General features: G+C 60.4%; 16 protein-coding genes and 1 pseudogene. 9 read left to right on the top strand and 8 right to left on the bottom strand.

Going from position 1 to position 23,067, the window contains the following annotated elements; translation table 11 throughout:
- Window positions 1–33: 33 nt before the first annotated feature.
- Window positions 34–1,176, bottom strand: a complete 1,143-nt coding sequence (locus ACYZTR_RS09560) for an MFS transporter (protein ID WP_461978327.1) — start codon at window positions 1,174–1,176, stop codon at window positions 34–36.
- 101 nt (window positions 1,177–1,277) lie between these two features.
- Here ACYZTR_RS09560 and ACYZTR_RS09555 point away from each other — a divergent pair, with 101 nt between their 5' ends.
- The gene (locus ACYZTR_RS09555; RefSeq protein ID WP_461978325.1) at window positions 1,278–2,042 is read left to right on the top strand and encodes an AraC family transcriptional regulator; all 765 of its coding nucleotides are present in this window, start codon (window positions 1,278–1,280) and stop codon (window positions 2,040–2,042) included.
- Between the two features lie 384 nt (window positions 2,043–2,426).
- Window positions 2,427–2,852, top strand: coding sequence for a hypothetical protein (locus tag ACYZTR_RS09550; protein ID WP_461978323.1), 426 nt, complete (start codon window positions 2,427–2,429; stop codon window positions 2,850–2,852).
- Between the two features lie 103 nt (window positions 2,853–2,955).
- On the opposite strand, the gene ACYZTR_RS09545 is transcribed toward ACYZTR_RS09550, so the two are convergent.
- The 6 genes and pseudogenes from ACYZTR_RS09545 to ACYZTR_RS09520 all read right to left on the bottom strand — a co-directional run bounded on the left by ACYZTR_RS09545 (window position 2,956) and on the right by ACYZTR_RS09520 (window position 10,644).
- Complete coding sequence (locus ACYZTR_RS09545) at window positions 2,956–6,174, bottom strand: transporter substrate-binding domain-containing protein (RefSeq protein ID WP_461978321.1); 3,219 nt, start codon at window positions 6,172–6,174, stop codon at window positions 2,956–2,958.
- A 12-nt stretch (window positions 6,175–6,186) separates the two neighbouring features.
- On the bottom strand, window positions 6,187–6,822 hold the full coding sequence (locus ACYZTR_RS09540) for a response regulator (protein WP_461978319.1): 636 nt from the start codon (window positions 6,820–6,822) through the stop codon (window positions 6,187–6,189).
- A 110-nt stretch (window positions 6,823–6,932) separates the two neighbouring features.
- Window positions 6,933–7,346 (bottom strand): response regulator, encoded by a 414-nt coding sequence (locus ACYZTR_RS09535; protein WP_461978317.1) that lies wholly within the window; start codon window positions 7,344–7,346, stop codon window positions 6,933–6,935.
- A 94-nt stretch (window positions 7,347–7,440) separates the two neighbouring features.
- Window positions 7,441–8,291: pseudogene (locus ACYZTR_RS09530) on the bottom strand (hypothetical protein); the annotation flags it as partial.
- Window positions 8,292–8,677: 386 nt separating this feature from the next.
- The gene (locus ACYZTR_RS09525; RefSeq protein WP_461978315.1) at window positions 8,678–10,015 is read right to left on the bottom strand and encodes a lysine N(6)-hydroxylase/L-ornithine N(5)-oxygenase family protein; all 1,338 of its coding nucleotides are present in this window, start codon (window positions 10,013–10,015) and stop codon (window positions 8,678–8,680) included.
- A 146-nt stretch (window positions 10,016–10,161) separates the two neighbouring features.
- Complete coding sequence (locus ACYZTR_RS09520) at window positions 10,162–10,644, bottom strand: sigma-70 family RNA polymerase sigma factor (RefSeq protein ID WP_461978313.1); 483 nt, start codon at window positions 10,642–10,644, stop codon at window positions 10,162–10,164.
- Window positions 10,645–10,918: 274 nt separating this feature from the next.
- On the opposite strand from ACYZTR_RS09520, the gene ACYZTR_RS09515 reads away from it, so the two are divergent.
- Genes ACYZTR_RS09515 through ACYZTR_RS09505 form a run of 3 tightly spaced genes read left to right on the top strand, consistent with a single transcriptional unit; the run spans window position 10,919 to window position 15,467 of the window.
- Window positions 10,919–12,091: an efflux RND transporter periplasmic adaptor subunit gene (locus tag ACYZTR_RS09515; protein WP_461978311.1), complete on the top strand. Its 1,173-nt coding sequence runs from the start codon at window positions 10,919–10,921 to the stop codon at window positions 12,089–12,091.
- Window positions 12,092–14,065 (top strand): MacB family efflux pump subunit, encoded by a 1,974-nt coding sequence (locus ACYZTR_RS09510; protein ID WP_461978309.1) that lies wholly within the window; start codon window positions 12,092–12,094, stop codon window positions 14,063–14,065.
- Window positions 14,066–14,072: 7 nt separating this feature from the next.
- Window positions 14,073–15,467 carry an efflux transporter outer membrane subunit gene (locus ACYZTR_RS09505; RefSeq protein ID WP_461978307.1) on the top strand — a complete coding sequence of 465 codons (1,395 nt, stop codon included), beginning with the start codon at window positions 14,073–14,075 and terminating at the stop codon, window positions 15,465–15,467.
- A gap of 133 nt (window positions 15,468–15,600) precedes the next feature.
- On the opposite strand, the gene pvdP is transcribed toward ACYZTR_RS09505, so the two are convergent.
- On the bottom strand, window positions 15,601–17,220 hold the full coding sequence (gene pvdP / locus ACYZTR_RS09500) for a pyoverdine maturation tyrosinase PvdP (protein ID WP_461978305.1): 1,620 nt from the start codon (window positions 17,218–17,220) through the stop codon (window positions 15,601–15,603).
- Between the two features lie 290 nt (window positions 17,221–17,510).
- On the opposite strand from pvdP, the gene pvdM reads away from it, so the two are divergent.
- The 4 genes from pvdM to ACYZTR_RS09480 all read left to right on the top strand — a co-directional run bounded on the left by pvdM (window position 17,511) and on the right by ACYZTR_RS09480 (window position 22,934).
- Window positions 17,511–18,860, top strand: a complete 1,350-nt coding sequence (gene pvdM, locus ACYZTR_RS09495; protein ID WP_461978303.1) for a pyoverdine-tailoring dipeptidase-like protein PvdM — start codon at window positions 17,511–17,513, stop codon at window positions 18,858–18,860.
- Window positions 18,861–18,890: 30 nt separating this feature from the next.
- A complete protein-coding gene (pvdN, locus tag ACYZTR_RS09490) occupies window positions 18,891–20,171 on the top strand; it encodes a pyoverdine-tailoring periplasmic protein PvdN (protein ID WP_461978301.1) in 1,281 nt (426 codons plus the stop codon).
- Between the two features lie 22 nt (window positions 20,172–20,193).
- Window positions 20,194–21,057, top strand: a complete 864-nt coding sequence (pvdO, locus tag ACYZTR_RS09485; RefSeq protein ID WP_461978300.1) for a dihydropyoverdine dehydrogenase — start codon at window positions 20,194–20,196, stop codon at window positions 21,055–21,057.
- A gap of 227 nt (window positions 21,058–21,284) precedes the next feature.
- Entirely contained in the window at window positions 21,285–22,934 is a 1,650-nt protein-coding gene (locus tag ACYZTR_RS09480; RefSeq protein WP_461978298.1) for a cyclic peptide export ABC transporter, read from the top strand.
- Window positions 22,935–23,067: the final 133 nt, after the last annotated feature.

Below are 23,067 nucleotides of genomic sequence, written 5' to 3'. Positions count from 1 at the left end.
CTCGCGATAGCGGTGTGTCAGGCGACATTTCTCTTAGCTGGACGGCGGCCAACGTTTGCTGCCTGAACCCGCCAACAGCAACGTCAATACGCCGCACAGCACCAACGTCTCACCCAATGCCTGCCCCCAGGCTGCCAGCATCAGCCCACCGCCAATTAACAAGTAGTAGAACAAACCAAACAACGCGCCAGCCGTGCCCAGCCGATCGCCATAATTGACCAGTGCCGAACCGAGGATATTCGGGATCGCCATGCCAAACGCCAGCACCACCAGCAGCATCGGCATTACGAACAGACCGCTGCCCTGCATCAGCCAAACGCCGACACCTCCCACCCATGCCAAAATTGCCGCCAGCCGGATCAACTGCAAACCATTGAGCCCTCGATGCAGCAGGCGTTTGTTGAGCCAGGCGCCAAGGCCGGAGCCCAAGGCCAGGATTATCCCGCTGTAACCGAACAACTGCGCACTCAAATCCAATCGCTGAAACATGAAGGGACCGAGGCTGTAATAGCTGAACAGGGCAATATTGAATAACGCCACCAGAAGCGTGGAACGCCAGATATCGCGGTCGTGCAGCATTCTCCACAGCGTCTCGAACAAAGCGGGTGTCGTGACATTCTGCGGTCGGGTTTCCGGTAAGGTTCGCAGGCACCACAGCCATAACGCCGAGGACACCAGCAACAGGCATCCCAACACGCCGCGATAGCCGAAGCCTTGCACCAGGCTGGCCCCGGTGAACAGGCCAATCGCCGGGCTTGCCGCCAGCGCGATGCCCATCATCGAAAACACCTGCGCCAGTTCCGCCCCCTTGAAGCGGTCGCGCAGCACGGTTTGCGTCACAACCGAACCCACCGCACCGCCAAAAGCTGCCAGCGCTTGGGCCATTAAAAGCGCATTGAAAGAGCTGGCACTCATCGCCAGCACTGAGGCGCCGGCATACAACGCCAGCCCGGCGAGCATCGAGGGACGACGGCCGATGCGGTCGCACATCCGCCCCCACACCACTACGCCGAAGGCGAAAGCCAGAAAAAACACCGACAGGGTTTGCGCCGCCTCTTGCGGCCCGACGGCAAAGGCCTGGCCGATATCCGCCAGCGCCGGGCTGTAAAGGGTTTGGGCGATCTGCGGAAACATCAGCAAGGCAATCGCCAATACCAACAGGCTTTTGGAATTCATCTCAACTTCACTCGTCCAGGAAAAACTGGCGAGCAGCTTAAGATGCCGTGACTGGCGTATTATCCAAACCCTGCCAATTAATCGTTGAAATCGGACAATCCATGGCCTGGCTCGATGCCCACACGCAATTCGATCCCGATAGCTACCCGGCGTCGGTCATCGGCATCGCCGCAATCTTGGGTGATCACGATTCCGGACTGCATCAGCATGAACGCGGACAGTTGCTGTTCACCCGTCAGGGCTGCACGCGCATTACCCTTGCACAGCAGTTGTGCCTGCTGCCCCCCTCTCGCGCCGCGTGGATTCCACCTGGGGTTGCCCACCGCGCGGTGATGCAGCAGAGCGTCGACTATCGCTCGATTTACCTGACACCGTCGTTGTGCGCTGGCCTGCCGCAACAGGTCTGTGTGATTGAAGTCAGCCCGTTGCTGCGGGCGGTGTTGGAACCGATAGCCGTCGCCGACTTCGACACCGATTGGCAGCAGGGTAAATTCATTCATCTGTTGGGTCTGTGCCTGAGCGAAATCCGCGACGCCGTGCAGCAACCGATGCTACTGCCATTGCCCTGGGACAAACGCCTGGCGCCGCTGCTCGCGACGCTCGAGCAACTGCCACCGGAACTTCAAGCCCTGGAGCAACAGATCGGCGCCAGCGGCCGAACCATCGGGCGAATCTTCCAGCGTGAAACCGGCATGGGCTATCAGCAATGGCGCCAGCAATGGCGGCTGATGCGCGCCATCGAACTGCTCGCCACCGGGCGGAACATTGGCTACAGCGCCTTCGACCTGGGGTTTGCCAGTGACAGCGCGTTCATCGCCTTCTTTAAGGACATGACCGGCATCACCCCTGGCCATTGGCTCAAGTAAGCACCTGACGACCGGCAGCAGAAATCATTTGCCACTATTTCTCCATAACCCGCATGCCCAGCCTTGAAACCAACGGGTGATCATTCATGCCGACGTGCTCTCGGGCATATCATGGTTTGCTTTAGCCTCGCCACGGCGATGGTGCCCTTGATGCGCAAGGTGCAACCACCGGCAGCGCCGAGTGCGGATGCTCATTGACCCGTTAGTGTTACTCCTGAGGCATTTTGCGGAAGCCTACCGCCAGGCGGTTCCAGGCGTTGAATGCCAATGGGCGGGCTTGAAAATAATCCACATGGGCAATTGCCATCACTGCACCGACACCACTAGAATGCGACTCATTCTTGATAGCGCGGCCAGGATGCCGGAAACGAGTACCTCCTGCCCATGTCGTCCTCATCCGAAATGCCTTTGCCACCGGCCACTTCACCGAATTCCGAATCGCGCTGGCACCTGGAGTCCTTGTTGTGGAAAATGCCGGAACAGGTGCGCGAAGCCTTTCTGCTATACCAGATTCAGGCACATGGCCGCGCCCGATTCGCAGCGCAACAGTCGGCGCACAAAAAACCGCTGAGTCGCCGACAAACCCTGGCTTACCTAGCCTTGCTGTTGATCGCCGGCCCCGTTGGCATGGTTTGGCAACATGCGCCGTTCGATTACTGGAACAGCCATGATCGTACGTTGGTCAGCGAACAGCTTATTCGCCAGGCGCCTGCTGGCGGCTCACTCGATTGCACCCGCGCCCTAGACCTTCAAGTCCCTACGCTTGCTTGCGCAGCCACTGCAAAAATCCCTTCTTCTGCACAACCTTAGGCGCTTCTTGAGTCAACCTCTGAGCCTTGTGCTGATCGCGGGTCTTGATCGCGGCCATCGACTGACCAGCCCCGAAGGCATCGCGCCACACTGGGATTAAGCGTCAGTCTCGCTTGAGGCTCTGATCCAGGCGTGCCATGGCGTGCTGCAGTTGATCGACGGCATCGTCGATCACCGTCGCGCGCCCCTCGGCGCAGGCACGCTCAAGATGTTCGCAGCACTCGATCAAACGTTTTGCACGGACCATGCGCGCACCACCTTTGATACGGTGCGCCAGGTCCTGCAGGCGGTGGCAATTGCCACTGACGTGCGCTGCAAGCAGATCATCGCGATCGTAGAGGTTGGTCACGGCCAGTTCGCGCAACAATTGATTGATCAGCGTCCGGTCGTCACCGACGTATAGCTCCAGGCCGCTCAAGTCGATCTCGGACGTTAATTGTTCTTTAACCAGCGCTGGCGGCTCACTCACAAATCGAGTCGCCAACCAGGCACGCAAATCCGCCAGCCGGATGGGTTTGAACAAGCAGTCATCCATGCCCGCCTCCAGGCAGCGGACCTTCTCCTCGGGTTGTGCATTGGCGGTAAACCCCAGAATCAGCGTCGGCGGTAATCCATGGGCACGCTCTTCATCGCGTATCGCACCTGCCAGCTCATAACCGCTGACCACTGGCATATTGCAGTCGGTGATGACCAAATCGGGCTCATGTTCGCGCCACTGCGCAAGACCGCGCTCGCCGTTCTCCACCTCCAGCACACGATGCCCCAGATAGCTCAGCTGGCGTGAGAGCAACAATCGATTGGCCGGGTAATCGTCGACCACCAGAATCGTCAGCGGCCGGGTCAACACCTGCAAATCGCTATCCACCCACTCGCGGGGCAACAACGGTTGCAACGCGATCAGATCAAGGCTGACTTCAATCTGCGTGCCCAGTCCGAGGACGCTGACGAGCTGCAATCGGCCGCCCATCATTTCGCACAGAGAACGGCTGATGACCAGCCCCAGGCCGGACCCGTTACGGCCGGACTGCTGGCTGTTGCCGGCCTGCACGAACGGGCTGAACAATCGCTGTTGATCGACCAGACTGATACCGATGCCGCTGTCCTCAATGCGCACGCAGATCGCCAGATGCCCCGGCAACCCCGGGTCCACTTGCAGCATCAGGCTCACCTCACCTTCACGGGTGAACTTGATCGCATTGCTCAGCAGATTGGACAGCACCTGCTTGAGGCGTGTGGGGTCGACCAACACGTCCCGGTCGCTGTGCTCGCCCAATTCGACCCGCCACTGCACATTCTTCTGCCGTGCCAGCCCCTCAAAAACCCGACACACCGACTCCACCAGTGTCCGCAGATTGGCCCGCTCAGGGGTCAACGACAAATGCCCGGATTCAATGCGGGCGATGTCCAGGATGTCGCCGATCAACGCCAGCAATTGCTGCGCGGCTTCGGACGCCACCTCTATGGCAGAACGGTCAGTGACGCCCTCCTCCGCTCGCTTCAGCGCCAATTCGAGCATGCCGATCAGGGCATTCATCGGCGTGCGGATTTCATGGCTCATGGTCGCCAAAAACGTGGTTTTCGCGCGATTGGCATCGTCGGCAGCGTTCTTGGCGTCTTGCACTTGCCCGAGCAGTTGTTGGCGCTGACGGATCTGCCGACGCTGCCAGGCAATCCAGGCCAGTGCGAGCAACAGCAAGGCACCCGCAGCGGCAAACGCCTGGAGAATGCCTTGGCGATGACGCAGCCAATAGCTGTCATCGACCACCACATCATTGCTCCAGCGGGCCACCAGTTCGTCCATCTCCTGGGGCGCAATGCTCAGCAACGCCTTGTTCAGAATCGACTGCAACTGCGGCGCATCACGGCCGATGGCCAGGGCGATGCGCGCCGGTTCATCGCCCACCGTACTGCTGATGCGCAGATGCTCGCGGTAATACCGGGCAATCAGGTAACGGGTCATGAACAACGAACTGAGCGCGGCATCGGCTTGCCCCTTCATGACCAACTCCAGACCTTGGGCCGGGTTTTCGACATCCACCATCCGCACACCCGGCGCCTTTGCCTGAATGAACGAGCGCATCGGATGGCTGTGGTAAATCGCCAGGCGTTTGCCGGCCAGATCGTCCAGCGTCCTTGGACTACCGGGGCTGATTGCACTGACCAACGTGTACGGATTCGTCACGTAAGGGCTGGTAAAACGCAGCTCGGCGACGCCTTCGGTTGTGGGGATGAGGGCGGGTAACACGTCGATCTCGCCAGCCCTGAGTCGCTGGATTTGCTGGTCCAATGAATGCCCCCGCAGCACGTTGAAGTGCAAGCCGCTGCGCTGGCTGATCAGCGTCAGCAATTGCGCCGTCAACCCGCTGAATCGCCCCTCGGCGTCGTAAAACGTCAACGGCGCAAAATCCTCGACCACGCCGACATTCACCGTCGGGTGCTGATCCAGCCAGCGCTTTTCACTCGCGCTCAGACTCACGCGCTGCTGACCCATCATTTTGGCCTTGCCCGCGCTCCAGCGATGCTCAATGGCCGAGCGTTGATCCATGGGGATCGCCGCCAGGGCCTTGTCGACAATGCTTTTCAAACGCACATTGCCCCCAGCCAATGCGAAACCGAAGGGGTTAGCGTCGAGGCCGGACGGCCCCACCAGGTGAACGTTACTGAGGTTGTTGTAGTTGACCAGGTAATGGGTGCTGATGAGGTCACCGAGGTACACGTCATCCTGCCCATACGCCACCGCCCCAAGCGCATCGACCACCGAGGCATAACGTTGCAGGCGGGCCTCGGGATAGAAGGCTTCGACGGTCTGCGACGGCAGATAGTCATCGACCATGGCGATGCGTTTACCCGCCAGATCGACGGGCATTTGCTCGTCCACTCGGCTCACCAGAATGGGCTGATCTTCGGCATAAGCACTGGAACGGGTCAGCTCGGGATCGGCCGCCTCGAAGTTGTTGGACGTGCCGAGCAGGTCCAGATCATCGTGTTTGAGCGCATTCATGGCCGCTTCGCGTGTGCGGTAACGAAGCACCTCGATTTTGACGTACAGCAGTTGCGCCACCAGCGCGGCATAGTCTGCGGTGATGCCTTCCAGCTCATCAACGTTGCGCGTGATCTCGAACGGCGGATAGTCCGGCCCCGACACCCCGAGGCGCAAGACTCGCTTGTCGCGCAGCCACTGCCAGTCCTTTTCATTCAGTTGGACCTGATAGCCCTCCACCGAGGAACGCCCCAGCAAATGCAAACGCTGTGGCTCGTCAGCCTCCGTAACCGGTGCTCCCAGTACACAGAACAGCAACAGAGCCCACAAACAATTGCGCATGATCAGGCTCACTCAGATCAGATGATTACGCTTGGCAAAATCCCTCAGGTGCACCGATGCTTCCACGTTCAGTTTTTCAATCAATCGGGTCTTGTAGGTACTGACGGTCTTGTGACTCAGGTGCATGATGGCGGCGATCTCCTTGTTGCTCGTGCCTCGGGCCAGATGCTGAAAGATGGCCAGTTCACGGTCGGAGAGTGTGTCGATCATCTGTTTTTCGCTGAGTTGCAACGTGTTCAGCGACACCGACGCGCAGGGTAGCTGGGCAAAATAGGTATAACCGGCCATCACGGCATGAACCGCTTTGTGCAAATGCTGCAAAGTATTGGTCTTGGCGACATAGGCCGCGGCACCGGCGCGCATGCAACGATCCTGATAAAACATCGGTTCCTGCGACGTGAAGACCAGTACTCGGCACGGCACCTTGCTGGCCTGGATCCGCGCCAGCACATCCAACCCGTCACCACCGGGCATCACCAGATCCAGCACCACCAGATCGGGTGAATGCTCCCGGACAATCGATAAAACCTCGTTACCGCTGGACGCTTCGTATATTTGTTTGAAGCCTTCTTCTTTCAATACCATTTTGACCGCGGCACGGACCACCGGATGATCGTCTCCAACCAGTACTGACGGCACTGACTTCATGGCAACTTCCTGTGCAAAAAACACGACGATTGAGAGATCAATGCCCATGAGCCCGGCCCGGTTAAACGCACCGGCTGCGCAAAGACTTTTGCATGGAAATCCGGATGCAACTACCTGACAGAAATGACAGTGCCGACGAACGGTAGATAAGGATCGATGACCGCGATCAGCCGCTGGATCGACGCCAGATCAGGCAACGTTGCATGGCTCACCTGAACGGGCTGTTGAACGCAAGCAGGAATGGGCGGCAACTGCGCCTGCTGGCCGTCGTAGATCAAGGCGTGATGAACCTGTGGGTTATCGAGAAAAAAATCAAACAGGTTCAACACTCCACCCGCCAGCGATGCATTGATGACCACCAGATCAAATGGCTCGCAACCGTATTCGACCAGGGTCAATAGCTCTTCCAGGCTGTGCACGGGTGCTATCCGGTGGTAATCGAGTTGATTGAACAGTCGCTCAACCTTCATGCGGTGAAAATGCAGATCGTCGGCGATCAGGATACGTAAGGCTTTGTTCGACAACAGAGGCCCCCTGGAGGGTGTCGGATTCGTGAGGGCGCAAGGCTACGGAAGACCTGTCGCGTTTTCTGTAGGACCTTTCCTAAATGTGCACGCTTTACTGCCAGCCAAACCGGCGAATGCAGAAGCCTTTCACTGCCTGGGTCAGTGCCATGTACGCCAGCAAAATCACCGGCAAGAACACAAAGTACAGCGACGGCAACGCCTGCAATTTGAAGTAATGCGCCAACGGTCCCATCGGCAGGAAGACACCCACGGCCACCCTTGAGCAATCGGACGATGCGTTCCTTGTGCGACGGCGTCAGTTTGGCGAAGACATTGGTGGTCGCCACCGCCACCGCCAGTTCAGCGTCGCTCATGCGTTCGATGTCGTTGCCCATCAGCAGGCCTTGCTGCTCCAGGCAGACTTCGCGGCAAATTTTCGCGGTCACCCATTCGTTGTCGCCCGTCAGTACTTTCACCGCCGCACCGTGAGCAGCCAATGCCTTGAGGGCAGGCGCGGTGCTTTCTTTGGGTGGATCGAGGAAGGCCACGTAACCGATCAGCGTCAGCGCCTGTTCATCGGCCAGGCTGTACGTATCGCGCCCTTCAAGCATCGGCCGCGCGGCAACCGCCACCACCCGCAAGCCCTCGGCATTGAACGTGGCAGTGACCTGACGAATCCGCGCCAACGGTTCATCACTCAGTGCTTCATCGACCTCGCCGTGGCGCACCCGCGTGCACACCGCCAGCACTTCTTCCACCGCTCCCTTGCAGATCGGTAGGTGCGAATGATTTGACGATGACTTTTTTGCGCAACAGGAACACCGCGCCTTTGGCCAGGGTCGAGGTGACGATCATCGGCAGCATTTCCGGAGTCAGGCCCACGGCAATCGACAGCGCGAACAGCAGCGCTTCGGTCCAGTCGCCCTTGGTGAAGCGATTGATGAACAACACCAGCGGCGCCATCCGGAGCTGGCCGTGATGGGGATGGCGCTGCTCGCTTTTCGGCGAGACAACGGCACAAAAAAGTGGCGCGTTATCTTGCCGGGAAGGTGCCGGTTATCGAAACCGGCCGACTACTGTCACTCGAACAAGTACCCACTGTGGGTCTCCGCTATTGATTGAAAACGCGCGAAGCTTCCGCCCCGATTTCTGGAGAGTAAACGATGCAAAGGCGTGCAGTAGGGGAATCGCGAGGTTCTTCAGGAAAGGTTCAGTATTGTTGCGCAGATCGTTCCCACGCTCTGCGTGGGAACGCAGCCCGGGACGCTCCGCGTCCCTTTCGAGAGCTGGAACGCGGAGCGTCCCTTGAGGCATCCCCACGCAGAGCGTGGGAACGATCGGAGTGAGAGTCAGCTGGCAGTCGCCAACAACAAATCCACCACCGAACGGCTGTGCCCACGGTTTTTGCCATGGTCATACAAAGAGCCGGCAATCTCATCGGCGCGGATCGGCAGGATCGACAGCAAGGTATCGCTCAAGCCGTGGCTGGCCTGGCAGAAGCCCTGCATATAAATGCCAGCCTTGCAGCGCTCGTCAGTGATCAGTTTGTAGTTGCGATCGACTTCGAAATCACCCAGGTATTGCTCCAGCGGCGCCAGCAGTTTGCGGTGCATCTGGCGCTCATAACCGGTGGCCAGCACCACGGCGTCGTAATGACGGACCGTGACTTCACCCGTGGCGTTGTTGCGTACTGCCAACTCGATACCGCGCTCGGTGGCGGTGGCTTTTTCGATCGTGGTCAGGGTGCGGAACGCATGGCGCGCGATGCCCGAGACTTTCTGACGATAGAAGATGCCGTAGATACGTTCGATCAGGTCGATGTCCACCACCGAATAGTTGGTGTTGTGGTACTCGTTGACCAGTCGCTCGCGCTCGCTGCTCGCCTGCTGGAACACCAGGTCAGTGAACCCCGGCGAGAACACTTCGTTGACGAAGGGGCTATCGTCCGCCGGCTTCAGGGCCGAGCCACGCAGGATCATGTCCACCTGCACCGACGGGAAGCTGTCGTTCAGATCGATAAAGGCTTCCGCCGCGCTCTGCCCGCCGCCGATAATCGCGATGCTCATCGGCTGGTTCTTCACGCACGGTTGCTTGGCCATCTGCGCCAGGTACTGGGAGTGATGGAAAACTCGGCAGTCACCCTTGAGTGCCTTGAACGCCTCCGGGATACGCGGAGTGCCGCCAGCGCTGACCACCACCGAACGGGTGGTGCGAACGTGCTGAAGACCTTGGGTATCGCGCGCGATCACCCGCAGTGCTTCGACCTGATGGTTGTGCAGCACCGGCTCGATGGTCAGCACTTCTTCGCCGTAGCGGCTCTGTTCGGCAAATTGCCCGGCGACCCAGCGCAGGTAATCGTTGTACTCCATGCGGCACGGATAAAAGGTGCCCAGGTTGATGAAGTCCACCAGACGGCCGTGGTGCTTGAGGTAATTGACGAACGAGTAAGGGCTGGTCGGATTGCGCAGGGTCACCAGGTCCTTGAGGAAGGAGATCTGCAACTCGCTCTGGGTCACCAGGGTGTTGCCGTGCCAGCGGTAGTCGGCCTGCTTGTCGAGAAACAGAACATCCAGCTCGCCCTGACTCGGCCCGCGCTCTTGCAGAGCGATGGCCAGCGCCAGGTTCGAAGGGCCGAAGCCGACGCCGATCAGGTCGTGAACGATGGGCGATGCAATTGCCTGTGTCATTTCCAGTGTCCTCTGGATGAACCCCTCAACCGCGGGGAATAAGCCTAAGTGACCTGACCGGCCTTGAGCAGGACAGCAAGTCGTCTGTTGAAGGGAACGAGGACAATGAAACAAAATTTAACGCAATTTTGAAGAAGCAGAAAAGATCAATGGGCGTCCCATTGCAGCATCCGCACCCGGCAATGCTTCATCGCATTGACGATGTGTTTCTCCACCAGCGCCCGGGAGATGCCCAGGTGTTCGGCGATCTCCGGGTGCGACAAGCCATCGATCTTGCGCAGTAGAAAACTCTCGCGGCACAACCGGGGCAATTGCGCCAATGCACGCTGGAGCATCTCCAGCCGTTGGCCGTGATCGAGGCTGTGATGGGGAGATGGCGTGAAGTAGCGTTCTTCGTTGTCGAGCACTTCCAGGGATTCGACCTGACGCAGGGCATTGCGCCGATGGTCGTCGATCACCAGGTTGAGTGCGGTGCGGTACAGAAACGCCCGAGGTTGCTCGATTGGCGTGTCGCTGGAACGCTCCAATACCCGCAGATAAGCGTCATGCACCACATCTTCGGCCACCTGACGGTTGCCCAGCTTGGCGTTCAAAAAGCACACCAGCTCGCGATAGTAGTTTTCCAACATGACTCCCGGCCGCAGGGGTGCGGTTTCTGTCCTTGAGCCAGATCGGCGACCGCCGAAATAGGCAGTGGCACGATAGTGGCAGTTCGAGGTGCGTAATTTATAGTAATTCTCATATAGATTTAAAGTATTGCTTCGCCTTGCCCGACAAATAGTCTTGAACTGTGGGAGCGTCGTCGCCTAAATTTCCTGCCACTTTCCTCGTTTACAGGACAGCTCCCCGTCCCTATTCAACGGTTTTGAACGACGGGCCGATATTCATTGGCCGGAACCCTGCATGAAACGTCCCCGACAGACCCGACCCGCCCTGCTTGTAGCACTTTGTCTGATCCCCGTTATCGCCGTCGCCGCCTGGCAGATCATCCCGCCTGGGCGGGACCAGTTCGCCACCGTTCAGGTCACCCGCGCCGACATCGAAAGCAGCGTCACCGCGCTGGGCACTCTGCAACCTCGACGCTATGTCGACGTCGGTGCCCAGGCGTCCGGGCAGATCCACAAGATCCACGTGGAAGTCGGCGATGGGGTGAAGGAAGGCCAGTTGCTGGTGGAAATCGATCCGTCCACGCAGCAGGCCAAACTCGATGCGGGGCGTTTCTCCATCGAAAACCTAAAGGCACAGCTGCAGGAGCAACGAGCGCAGCACGACCTCGCCCGGCAGAAATTCCAGCGTCAGCAGAACCTCAAGGCCGGTGGCGCCACCCGTGAAGAAGATGTGCAGACCGCCCAGGCCGAACTGCGCGCCACCCAGGCCCGTATCGACATGTTCCAGGCGCAAATCCGCCAAGCCCTGGCCAGTCTGCGCAGCGATCAGGCGGAATTGGGTTACACCCGAATCTATGCGCCCATGAGCGGAACCGTCGTTGCACTCGACGCCCGTGAAGGCCAGACCCTCAACGCCCAGCAGCAGACGCCCCTGATTCTGCGCATCGCCAAGCTGTCGCCGATGACCGTCTGGGCCGAGGTGTCGGAAGCGGACATCGGTCACGTCAAACCGGGCATGACGGCCTGGTTCACCACGCTCAGCGGCGGCAACCGTCGCTGGAACAGCACCGTGCGGCAGATTTTGCCGGTACCGCCCAATCCGCTGGACCAGACCAGCCAGGGCGGCGGCAGCCCCGCCAGTTCGAGCAAAAGCGGCAGCGCTCGCGTGGTGCTGTACACCGTTTTGCTTGACGTCGACAACGCCGACAACGCGCTGATGGCGGAAATGACCACTCAAGTGTTCTTCGTCGCCAAGCAGGCGAAAAACGTCCTCACGGCGCCCGTCTCTGCTCTTCAAGCCGGCACTGGAACGGACAATCAGACGGCACAAGTCGTCGCCAAAAATGGCCGCATCGAGCAGCGCGACATACGCACCGGCATCAGCGATCGCCTGCGAGTGCAGATCCTCGACGGCTTGCAGGAAGGCGATCACCTGTTGATCGGCCCGGCCGACGGGAGTGGCGGCTGAATGCAGACGCCCCTGATTGACCTGCAAGACATCCGCAAAGCCTACGGCGGCGGCGACTCACCTGAAGTTCACGTGTTGCGCGGCATCGACCTGTCGATCCATGCCGGGGAGTTCGTAGCGATCGTCGGTGCATCCGGCTCCGGCAAGTCGACGCTGATGAACATCCTCGGCTGCCTCGACCGTCCGACCTCGGGCGAATACCGCTTCGCCGGGGAAAACGTCGCCGCACTCGACAGCGACGAACTGGCCTGGCTGCGCCGCGCAGCCTTTGGTTTTGTCTTTCAGGGTTATCACCTGATCCCGTCCGGTTCGGCCCAGGAAAACGTCGAGATGCCGGCCATCTACGCAGGCTTGCCGGCCGCCGAACGCCACGCCCGCGCTGCCGCCCTGCTCGACCGTCTCGGCCTGGCCTCGCGCACCGGCAACCGTGCGCACCAACTTTCCGGCGGTCAGCAGCAACGGGTTTCTATCGCTCGTGCCTTGATGAACGGCGGTCACATCATCCTCGCCGACGAACCCACCGGCGCCCTCGACAGCCACAGCGGCGCCGAGGTCATGACCCTGCTCGACGAACTGGCGAGCCAGGGCCACGTGGTGATCCTCATCACCCACGACCGCGAAGTGGCGGCCCGGGCCAAACGCATCATCGAAATTTGCGACGGGCTGATCATCAGCGACAGCGCCCGGGACAACCCCGAAGTACAGGCGTCGGCCACTCCCGGCGCGCTGCAAGCGGTGGACCTGCGCAAGCGCCTCACCGAAGGCGCCGAAGCCACCGGGGCCTGGAAAGGCGAATGGGTCGATGCTGTGCAAGCCGCGTGGCGGGTGATGTGGATCAACCGCTTTCGCACCGCGCTGACGCTGCTCGGGATCATCATCGGCGTCGCGTCGGTGGTGGTGATGCTGGCGGTGGGTGAAGGCAGCAAGCGCCAGGTGATGGCGCAAATGGGCGCGTTCGGTTCCAACATCATTTACCTCAGCGGCTCGTCGCCAAACCCGCGTACGCCGCTGGGCATCGTGTCCCTGGATGACGTCGCAGCGGTGGCGAGTTTGCCGCAGGTGATGCGGATCATGCCGGTCAATGGCCAAGAGGCCGGGGTGCGTTTTGGCAACCTCGACCACTTGAGTTACGTCGGCGGTAACGACACCCATTTCCCGGCGATTTTCAACTGGCCGGTGGTAGAGGGCAGCTATTTCACCCAAGAAGATGAACGCAACGCGGCGGCGGTCGCGGTGATTGGCCACAAGGTGCGCACCCAGTTGCTCAAGGACGTCGCCAACCCGATCGGCCAGTACATCCTGATTGAAAACGTGCCATTCCAGGTGGTCGGCGTACTGGCTGAAAAAGGCGCCAGCTCCGGCGACTCCGACAGCGACGACCGCATCGCCATCCCCTATTCCGCTGCGAGTGTGCGGCTGTTCGGCACCCACAATCCCGAATACGTGGCCATCGCCGCCGCCGATGCGCGCAAGGTCAAGGAGACCGAAAAAGCCATTGAGCAATTGATGCTGCGACTGCACAACGGCAAAAGAGATTTCGAACTGACCAACAACGCCGCCATGATTCAGGCCGAGGCACGCACGCAAAATACGCTGTCGCTGATGCTCGGTTCGATTGCCGCGATTTCGTTGCTGGTGGGCGGCATCGGCGTGATGAACATCATGCTCATGACCGTGCGCGAACGGACACGTGAAATCGGTATCCGCATGGCCACCGGCGCGCGTCAACGCGACATCCTGCGCCAGTTCCTCACCGAAGCGATGATGCTTTCGGTGGTGGGCGGGCTCGCCGGGATCGCCCTGGCGCTGATCGTCGGCGGTGCGCTGATCCTCAGTGAAGTCGCTGTCGCGTTCTCCTTGATAGCGGTGCTCGGCGCCTTCGGCTGCGCCTTGGTCACCGGTGTTGTCTTCGGCTTCATGCCGGCCCGCAAAGCTGCTCGACTCGACCCGGTCAAGGCCCTTACCAGTGAATGATCTCTCCATGAAGCCGCAACTGAGTTTGCTGACCCTCTGCCTGCTGCTAAGCGCCTGCGGCAGCCCTGCGCAACGCCCGGACAGCGGCCTCCAGCCGCCCGCCTCCTGGCAATCACCACACATGCAAAGCGCCACCCGCAGCAACCTGCAATGGTGGGCGCAATTCGGCAGCCCGCAGTTGGATCAACTGATCGAACAGGCGCGGGTCGGCAGCTACGATTTGGCCGCTGCCATCGCCCGGGTGCGCCAGGCGCAGGCTGAAACGGTCGTTGCCGGAGGTTCGCTGCTACCCGAGGTCAAGGCCGCCCTGAACGCCAATCGGCAAAAACTGCTACGAGGCAACGGCTACAGCCAGCTCGATGCCGACAGCGACAACAAGGCCGTCGATTACTTCAACGCCAGCCTCAGCGCCAGTTACGAAATCGATTTCTGGGGCGGTCAAAGCGCTTCCCGTGAAAGCGCGCAATTCGGTTTGCAGGCGAGTGAGTTCGATCAGGCGACCGTGGAATTGACGCTGCTCAGTGGTGTCGCCAATACCTACGCGCAGACCTTGTCGCTGCGTGAGCAAAGTCGTATCGCCGAGCTGAACCTGGCGAACGCTCAGAACGTGTTGAAACGGGTGCAGACGCGTTTTGACTCAGGCTCCGCGACGGCGCTGGAGTTGGCGCAGCAGAAGAGCCTGGTGGCGGCGCAACAACGGCAATTGCCGCGGGTGCAGCAACAGGCTCAGGACGCGAAGATCAGTCTTGCCGCCCTGCTCGGTCGGCCGCTACAGGAATTGTCTTTGGGCCAGGAACGCTTTGATCAACTGTCATGGCCAACCATCGCTGCCGGTGTGCCCAGTGAACTGATCAGCCGTCGGCCGGACATCGCCCGCGCCGAAGCACAACTGGCCGCCGCACAGGCCGACGTCACCGTCGCCCGCGCCGCCATGCTGCCGGCTGTGACCCTGAGCGCAGACATCGGCTCCGGTGCCGATCGCGCCGCCGACATTCTGCGCAACCCCTTCTACAACCTCACCGCCGGACTGCTCGCGCCGGTCTTCAACAATGCTCGCCTGAGTGCCGAGCGCGACAAGGCCACGGCCCGCCAGGAAGAACTGCTGGAGACGTATCGCGGGGCGATCATCAATGGCTTCGCCGATGTGGAAAAAGCCCTCAACAGCATTCGCGGATTGGACGAACAGCGGCAGTGGCAAAGTGAAGAACTGAACCAGGCGCAGACGGCATTCAACATTGCGCAAAGCCGCTATCAGGCTGGTGCCGAGGATTTGCTGACGGTGCTGGAGACGCAGCGCACGCTGTATGCGGCGCAGGATTTGAATGTGCAGCTGCGGTTGGCGCGGTTGCAGGCGAGTATTGCGTTGTACAAGGCGTTGGGTGGCGGGTGGCAGACTCTGTAATTGGCGGTGTCTATTCAGCCGCTTGATCATTCCCACGCTCTGCGTGGGAATGCCTCAACGGACGCTCCGCGTTCGGCTCTTGATGGGACGCGGAGCGTCCCGGGCTGCATTCCCACGCAGAGCGTGGGAACGATCATGTGACGACCGGCTTGGCCTTCAAATGCCTTGCATACCAAGGCCGCTGCGGTACTTTGCGGAACAAATCCGCCAATTTCTTCTCGTCATTCCCAAAGGTAATCCGCAACGCCAGCTTCAGGGTTTCCGGGTCCATCTCAACCGACTTGCCGGTCTGCAACCCTGGCGTGGTACTGCAACCATGAGTGCTCGGGCCGAGCCACGGGTCGTCGATCTCGACCCAGCGTCCCGGCGCAAACCAAGGCACGCCATTCACCTCCAGCCGACTGACCTCCCCCGGATGAAAACGCTCATGCGCGCGGAACCAGTCTTCCAGTCGATCATCGATCCAGCCATGGAAATGCCAGAACACCGGGTTCACATGGGACGAAAACGGGTCGCCGAGGAAGTCGTTTTCCGGTGCATACCAGCGCGCGGAAAAGTCCGCCGGATCCCGGGCAAACGGCACCGGCTGACCGTTGGACGGATCACGCGGCACCGAGGCCCAACGCATGTGCAGCCAATCGTGCAACCCTAGTTCCACCTCTGAACCGAACTGACCCAGGGTCAATGTCGACAGATAACGCGGATCGCGGTACTGCGACTCCCAGACCTGGAAATTGCTGTGATAGGTCTCGGCGGTCTTGATGTCACTGACCCATTGCGAGTACTCGGCATCGTCGTTGGCCAGCCAGGTCGGCGGCAGCGCGGTGCCGTCGTGGTTGTCGAAATAATTGGCGAAGCCGATGCGATCGCGCACCAATTCTGGATGCGGCAAGGGGAAATGCGACCAGGACGGCAAGTCCTGCAGGGAGCGCGCCTTGCCGAGCATGTGCCGGTGCATGTAGAAGAAATCCACACCTGAGCCGTTGCGATCCTTGCGCTTGCCACGGGCATCACGCTCCTTGTCGCGCGGGCCAGGCTGCCAGCCAATGCCGCGCAGGGCTGCGCGCTTGTCTTCGGACAGCGTGTGCCATTTGTCCCGGGAGGCATGCCAGAGCTGATGAAACAGTCGATGCTCGGGCGAAATCAGCCAGGCCAGCAGCGTCGGGTTGAGACCGGTTCGCTCGCGGGCTTCGGGGAACACGCGCTTGACGGCAATGAAGCGATTGTCCTGCGCGGTCATCATCAGCGGACGATCGAGGTTCAACACCCGGCCACTGAGGGTGCCGCTGCCGGCATTGCCGAAACCGGCCCAGACTTCGTCCAGCGCCATGCTGAATTCATAGTCCGCTGTGCCGCTGGCGCTGAGCAGTCGCCAGCTCAATTGCGCCGGGTTGGCGCCGGCCAGGTCGCCGAGCACCCGATAACGCGGCGCTTCGCTCGAACGCAAACGTTCGGCGGTGTCGAGGCACCCGCTCAGGCCGCGACCTTTGTGACCGACATCGAGAAACACTTCCAGCCCGTCCCGTGGCAGGCCTTCGATGCCGGCATCACGGCCTTCGAAGCGAATCTGCCAGACACCGCGAAGGGTGTTCGCCAGGTGCTGGCCGGCGACATCCGCGACATCGAACGAAGCTTCGCCGGGGGTGATCGTCGGATCCGGTTTCGTCCATTCACGATGCCCATAAAAAGCCGCAGGCACGGCGGCGCCGGTCAGCGCCAGGCCTGCCATGAACCATCGTCGAGAAATCGTCATTGCCCTACCCGTGTCAGCCATGAAGCAGGCTTTATCCAAGCTAGAACGTTTGTTGCCTCCAAAAATTTATGATGCCCCCGAAAGATCGTTCCCACGCTCTGCGTGGGAACGCCTCAACGGACGCTCCGCGTTCGGCTCTTGAAGGGACGCGGAGCGTCCCGGGCTGCATTCCTTTGCTGCGCGTGGGAACGATCACTAAAAACACTAAATTCCTTGGCAGGTCACTCGTTCTTCCCAGATAGCAAAGGCCCCTGCGCTGCCCCCCAACGGCGAACCTGACTGAGACGGCAATGACAAAACCACGTTCGAAAAAGGCTCTTTACATCGGCCTGCCGCTGGCCCTGGCGATCAGCGCCGGTGCAGGCTTTGCGGCCTGGGATTACGGGTTCAAGGACAATCCCGGTTACCCGGCCAAGGTGATGAAACAGGCCGATGAGTTGCACGAGCGAATCCTTTCCTTCGACAGCCACGTCACCGTCCCGCTGGACTTCGGTACCGCCGGCAATGAAGCCGACAAGGACGGCACCGGGCAATTCGACCTGGTCAAGTCCGCACGCGGACGTCTGTCCGGTGCGGCCCTGACAATCTTCGGCTGGCCGGAAATCTGGAACGGCGAAAACGCGCCGCACCGCCCAACCGCCGGCTTCGTCGACGAAGCACGGTTCGAACAGGAAACCCGCTACAAAATCATCAGCACCCTGGTTCGTGACTTCCCCAATCAGGTCGCCATCGCCTACACCCCCGACGATTTCCGCCGCCTGCACGGCGAAGGCAAGTTCGCGATTTTCATGAGCATGCTCAACGCCTATCCGCTGGGCAACGACCTGAACGCCCTGGACAAATGGGCGGCCCGGGGCATGCGCATGTTCGGCTTCAGTTACGTGGGCAACAACCCCTGGGCTGACTCGTCCCGGCCGTTGCCGTTTTTCAACGATTCCCGCGACGCCCTCGGTGGCCTCTCGGAGATCGGTAAGCAGGCCGTGCATCGTCTGAACGACCTCGGCGTGATCATCGATGTTTCGCAAATGTCGACCAAGTCACTGGAGCAAGTTGCCCAACTGAGCCGTGCACCGATGGTCGCTTCCCACTCGGCGCCACGCGGGCTGGTGGACATCCCGCGCAACCTCAGCGACCAGGAAATGCAGCTGATCAAGAACAGCGGCGGCGTGGTGCAGATTGTCGGTTTCCCGACCTACATCCGCCCACTCAGCCAGGCCACCCAGGACAAACTCAACGCCCTGCGCGCACGCTTCGACCTGCAACCGTTGCAAGGCCTGGAGATGGCGCTGATGCCGGGGGATCCGGTGATCACCGTCTGGTCCGAACAACGCTTCGGCGAATACGCCAGCCAGCTCTACGCCATCGTCGACGAGGAGCCCAAGGCAAACCTCAAGGACTACGGCGACGCGATCGACTACGCGGTGAAAAAAATCGGCATCGACCACGTCGGCATTAGTTCCGACTTCAACGACGGCGGCGGCCTGGACGGCTGGAAAGACGTCAGTGAGGCCCGCAACGTAACGGCCGAGCTGATCAGTCGCGGCTACGGCGAAGCCGATATCGCCAAGCTCTGGGGCGGCAATTTCCTGCGGGTCTGGGACCAGGTGCAAAAATCGTCCAAGCCTGTCGCCAAGAACTGATCCCCCCTTTTGCAAAAGCGAATCGAGCTCATGACCAACCGTCGTTCATTCCTCAAACAGGCCGGTATTCTCGCGGCCGGCCTGCCCTTGGGCGCAGCCGTGAACCTGCCTGCGCTGGCCGCCAATCCGGCGCCGCTGCCGAAGGATAAATGGGCGCAACTACGCCAGATGTTCAATCAGGACCCGGATTACCTGCACTTCGCCAATTTTCTGGTGACCTCACACCCAAGACCCGTGCGTGAAGCCATCGACAGGCACCGCGCCAACCTCGACCGTAATCCCGGTCGGGCCATGGACTGGGACCTGGGGGAAACCGAAAAGCGCGAGCAAGCAGTTCGCGTATGGGCCAGTCGCTACCTCAAGGCCAAGCCCGAGCAAATTGCCCTCACGGGCAGCACCACTGAAGGCCTGTCGCTGATTTACGGCGGCATTCATGTGCGCCCCGACCAGGAGATCCTCACCAGCGAGCACGAACATTACGCGACGAACTATGCGCTGGGGTACCGCCAGCAAAAGGACGGGGTCAAGGTTCGCAAGCTCAAGTTGTTCGAGAACAGTCACAGTATTTCCGTGGATGAAGTGCTGGGATCGATCGCCAAAGGCATTCGCCCCGAAACCCGCGTGCTCGGCATGACGTGGGTGCAATCGGGCAGCGGCGTGAAACTGCCGATCGGCGAGATCGGCAAACTGGTGGACGAACAGAACCGCAACCGCGAGGACAAGGACCGCATCCTGTATGTGGTCGACGGCGTCCATGGCTTCGGCGTCGAGGACCTCGACTTCCCCGACATGCACTGCGATTTCTTCATTGCCGGTACGCACAAATGGATGTTCGGCCCGCGCGGCACCGGGATCATCTGCGCGCGTTCGACCGAGTTCAAGGACGTGACACCGACCATCCCGACGTTCTCCGAAGCCACCACCTTCTCGACCATCATGACCCCCGGCGGCTATCACAGCTTTGAGCATCGCTGGGCGCTGGACGAAGCCTTCAAGCTGCACCTGGACCTGGGCAAGGCCGAGGTCCAGGCGCGCATCCACGCGCTCAATACCTATGCAAAAAACCGTTTGCTGGAGCATCCACAAGCCGAACTGGTCACGCCAAAAAATCCGGACCTGTCGGCCGGTTTTACCTTCTTCCGGATCAAGGACCGGGACTGCGAAAAAGTCGCCGCACAGCTGATGGAGAACCGTGTGGTCTGCGACTCGGTGGACCGCGATGTTGGCCCGGTGATCCGCATTGCTCCCGGCCTGCTCAACACCGAAAACGATATCGACCGATTCATGGCCGTGTTGAGCAAAAGCCTGTGATTTCCTTTAATCGAGATGATTCATGAACCGTGATCTGCTGACTCTGACGCTGACTGCCCTCCTCACAGGACTGCTGCCGACCGCCGCCCAGGCCGCCGCGCCCGCGCAACCGGGCAAAGTGTTCAAGGACTGCCGGGACTGCCCGGAAATGGTCGTGCTGCCGGCTGGCACCTTCACCATGGGCACCCCCGATGACGAAGTCGGGCGCGAGCCTGATGAAAGTCCGATGCACGAGGTGACCTTCGCCAAACCGTTCGCCATGAGCCGCTTCCAGATCACCGCGGGTGAATGGGACAGCTACGTACGCGAAAGTGGCGTGACCATCGCCAATGGCGACACCCGGCCGGGTCGCGAGTGCATCGCCAGCAAGCCGCGTTATCCGCAGAGCCCGCGTCAACCGGCGGTGTGCATGAACTTCGATGACGTGAAGAACTACGTCGCCTGGCTGTCGAAAAAGACCGGGCAGACGTACCGCATGGTCAGCGAAGCCCAACGCGAATATGCCGCACGTGGCGGCAGCAAAGGGCCGTTCCCCTTCCCGTTCGATGAAGGCAAGGAATACAGCATCGCCAAGCACGCCAACACCTATGGCCCGGCGGACGGTTACAGCTACAGCTCGCCTGTGGGCAGCTACCCGCCGAACGCCTTCGGCCTGTACGACATGCACGGCAACGTCTACGAATGGGTCGAAGACTGCGAACACCCTGATTACGTCGGAGCCCCCACCGATGGCAGCGCCTGGGTCGAACCCAAGTGCGAAGCCGTGCGGATTCGCGGCAACGACTGGGGTGAGGCGCCGGTGTTCTCGCGCTCCGGCAACCGCAACAGCCAGTACCCGCAAGAGCGCGGCGACTGGATGGGTTTCCGTATCGTGCGTGATCTTTAGGCGTTTGATTTTGATCGTTCCCACGCTCCGCGTGGGAATGCCACCAGGGACGCTCCGCGTTCCGCTGGTGAATGTGACGCAGAGCGTCACGGGATGCATTCCTTTGCTGCGCGTGGGGAACGATCAACCTATGTCGCCCCCGCCACCAGTCGGCGACCTTGTAAATTAAGCCTCCGACCAGACGTTCTACTGGGTATCTGCCTTTACGACCCAAGGAACTGTCTTCCATGACCCAGCCTACCCGTGGCGCCATCGGCGAATTGTTCGCCCTGTTGAAACCCTTTCGGCTCATCGTCGCCGCGTCCATTTTCCTGGGCATGGTCGGCGGCCTGAGCGTCACGGTATTGCTGGCGACCATCAACAACGCCCTGCATTCGCAAACCGGCCTGACCCAAGGCGTGGTCGCATTGTTCGCCGGCCTGTGCCTGCTGGCACTGGCCAGTTCGATCTGTTCGGACATCGGCACCAACTATGTAGGCCAGCACATCATCGCCAAGCTGCGTAAACAGTTGGGTGAAAAGGTTCTCTCGGCACCGATCGAACAGATCGAGCGCTATCGCAGCCACCGGTTGATTCCGGTGCTGACCCACGACGTCGACACCATCAGCGACTTCGCTTTCGCCTTCGCGCCGCTGGCCATTTCCGTCACCGTGACCCTGGGCTGCATGGGCTACCTGGCCATTCTGTCGTGGCCGATGTTCCTGATCATGGTCGCCGCGATTCTGATCGGCACCGCTATTCAGGCCTACGCCCAGAGCAAAGGCGTGCAGGGTTTCATGGCCGCTCGTGAGGCCGAAGATGAATTGCAAAAGCACTACAACGCGATTGCCGAAGGTGCCAAGGAACTGCGCATCCACCGCCCACGCCGCCAGCGCATGTTCGTCTCGGGCATCAAGGCCACGGCTGAATTTATCTGCAACACCCAGGTGCGCTCGATCAATACATTCGTCATCGCCAAGACCTTCGGCTCGATGCTGTTCTTCGTGGTGATCGGCCTGGCCCTGGCCCTGCAAACCTTTTGGCCGAGTGCCGATAAAACCGTGATGAGCGGCTTCGTGCTGGTGCTGCTGTACATGAAAGGTCCGCTGGAGCATTTGATCAGCACCTTGCCGATCGTCAGCCGCGCGCAGATCGCCTTCCGCCGCATCGCCGAACTCTCGGAGCAGTTTTCCACCCCGGAACCTCATCTGCTGCTGAGCGATAAAGGCAACGTCAAGCAAGCGGTGCACGAACTGAAACTGGCCGATGTGCGCTTCAGCTTCCCGGCTGCTGAAGGTGCCGCTCCGTTCCAGCTCGGGCCGGTGAACCTGACAATCAAGCAAGGCGACATCACCTTTATTGTCGGCGAGAACGGTTGCGGCAAGACCACGCTGATCAAGCTGCTGCTGGGCCTGTACACACCGCAACAGGGCGAAATCCGCGTCAACGGCGAGGCGATCGACGCGCAGAACCGCGATGACTATCGCCAGTTGTTCACCACCATCTTCGCCGACTACTACCTGTTCGATGATGTGGTCCAGGGCGATCAGCACATCCCCGAAGACGCCAACAAATACCTGCAGCGGCTGGAGATCGCGCACAAGGTCAGCGTCAAGGACGGTAGCTTCACCACCACCGACCTTTCCACCGGCCAGCGCAAACGCCTGGCCCTGGTCAATGCCTGGCTGGAGGAACGTCCGGTGCTGGTGTTCGATGAATGGGCGGCCGACCAAGACCCGACCTTCCGCCGGATTTTTTACACCGAGTTGCTGCCGGACCTCAAACGCCTGGGCAAGACCATCATAGTGATCTCCCACGATGACCGTTACTTCGACGTGGCGGACCAACTGGTGCGCATGGAAAGCGGACGGGTCGTCACCGAGCTGGCCCCCGCCTGACAACCTGGCTCCTGCAACCGCCTTACAAAATTTATTTTCCGATTTCTTTCCGGTTTCACGCTCGCGCTGCGTCTAATAATCATTCCCATTAAAAAAACTCTGCACAACACTTTTTCAGGAGCTCAGGTAAGTC

The organism is Pseudomonas sp. Hz4 (assembly GCF_054898165.1).
The sequence above is the reverse complement of the archived record's forward strand: the minus strand, read 5'-3'. Positions and strand labels throughout refer to the sequence as shown.

Coding starts and splice junctions, on each gene's coding strand:
- ACYZTR_RS09560 (WP_461978327.1), bottom strand. CDS start 1,176: ATGAATTCCAAAAGCCTGTTGGTATTGGCGATTGCCTTGCTGATGTTT.
- ACYZTR_RS09555 (WP_461978325.1), top strand. CDS start 1,278: ATGGCCTGGCTCGATGCCCACACGCAATTCGATCCCGATAGCTACCCG.
- ACYZTR_RS09550 (WP_461978323.1), top strand. CDS start 2,427: ATGTCGTCCTCATCCGAAATGCCTTTGCCACCGGCCACTTCACCGAAT.
- ACYZTR_RS09545 (WP_461978321.1), bottom strand. CDS start 6,174: ATGCGCAATTGTTTGTGGGCTCTGTTGCTGTTCTGTGTACTGGGAGCA.
- ACYZTR_RS09540 (WP_461978319.1), bottom strand. CDS start 6,822: ATGAAGTCAGTGCCGTCAGTACTGGTTGGAGACGATCATCCGGTGGTC.
- ACYZTR_RS09525 (WP_461978315.1), bottom strand. CDS start 10,015: ATGACACAGGCAATTGCATCGCCCATCGTTCACGACCTGATCGGCGTC.
- ACYZTR_RS09520 (WP_461978313.1), bottom strand. CDS start 10,644: ATGTTGGAAAACTACTATCGCGAGCTGGTGTGCTTTTTGAACGCCAAG.
- ACYZTR_RS09515 (WP_461978311.1), top strand. CDS start 10,919: ATGAAACGTCCCCGACAGACCCGACCCGCCCTGCTTGTAGCACTTTGT.
- ACYZTR_RS09510 (WP_461978309.1), top strand. CDS start 12,092: ATGCAGACGCCCCTGATTGACCTGCAAGACATCCGCAAAGCCTACGGC.
- ACYZTR_RS09505 (WP_461978307.1), top strand. CDS start 14,073: ATGAAGCCGCAACTGAGTTTGCTGACCCTCTGCCTGCTGCTAAGCGCC.
- pvdP (WP_461978305.1), bottom strand. CDS start 17,220: ATGACGATTTCTCGACGATGGTTCATGGCAGGCCTGGCGCTGACCGGC.
- pvdM (WP_461978303.1), top strand. CDS start 17,511: ATGACAAAACCACGTTCGAAAAAGGCTCTTTACATCGGCCTGCCGCTG.
- pvdN (WP_461978301.1), top strand. CDS start 18,891: ATGACCAACCGTCGTTCATTCCTCAAACAGGCCGGTATTCTCGCGGCC.
- pvdO (WP_461978300.1), top strand. CDS start 20,194: ATGAACCGTGATCTGCTGACTCTGACGCTGACTGCCCTCCTCACAGGA.
- ACYZTR_RS09480 (WP_461978298.1), top strand. CDS start 21,285: ATGACCCAGCCTACCCGTGGCGCCATCGGCGAATTGTTCGCCCTGTTG.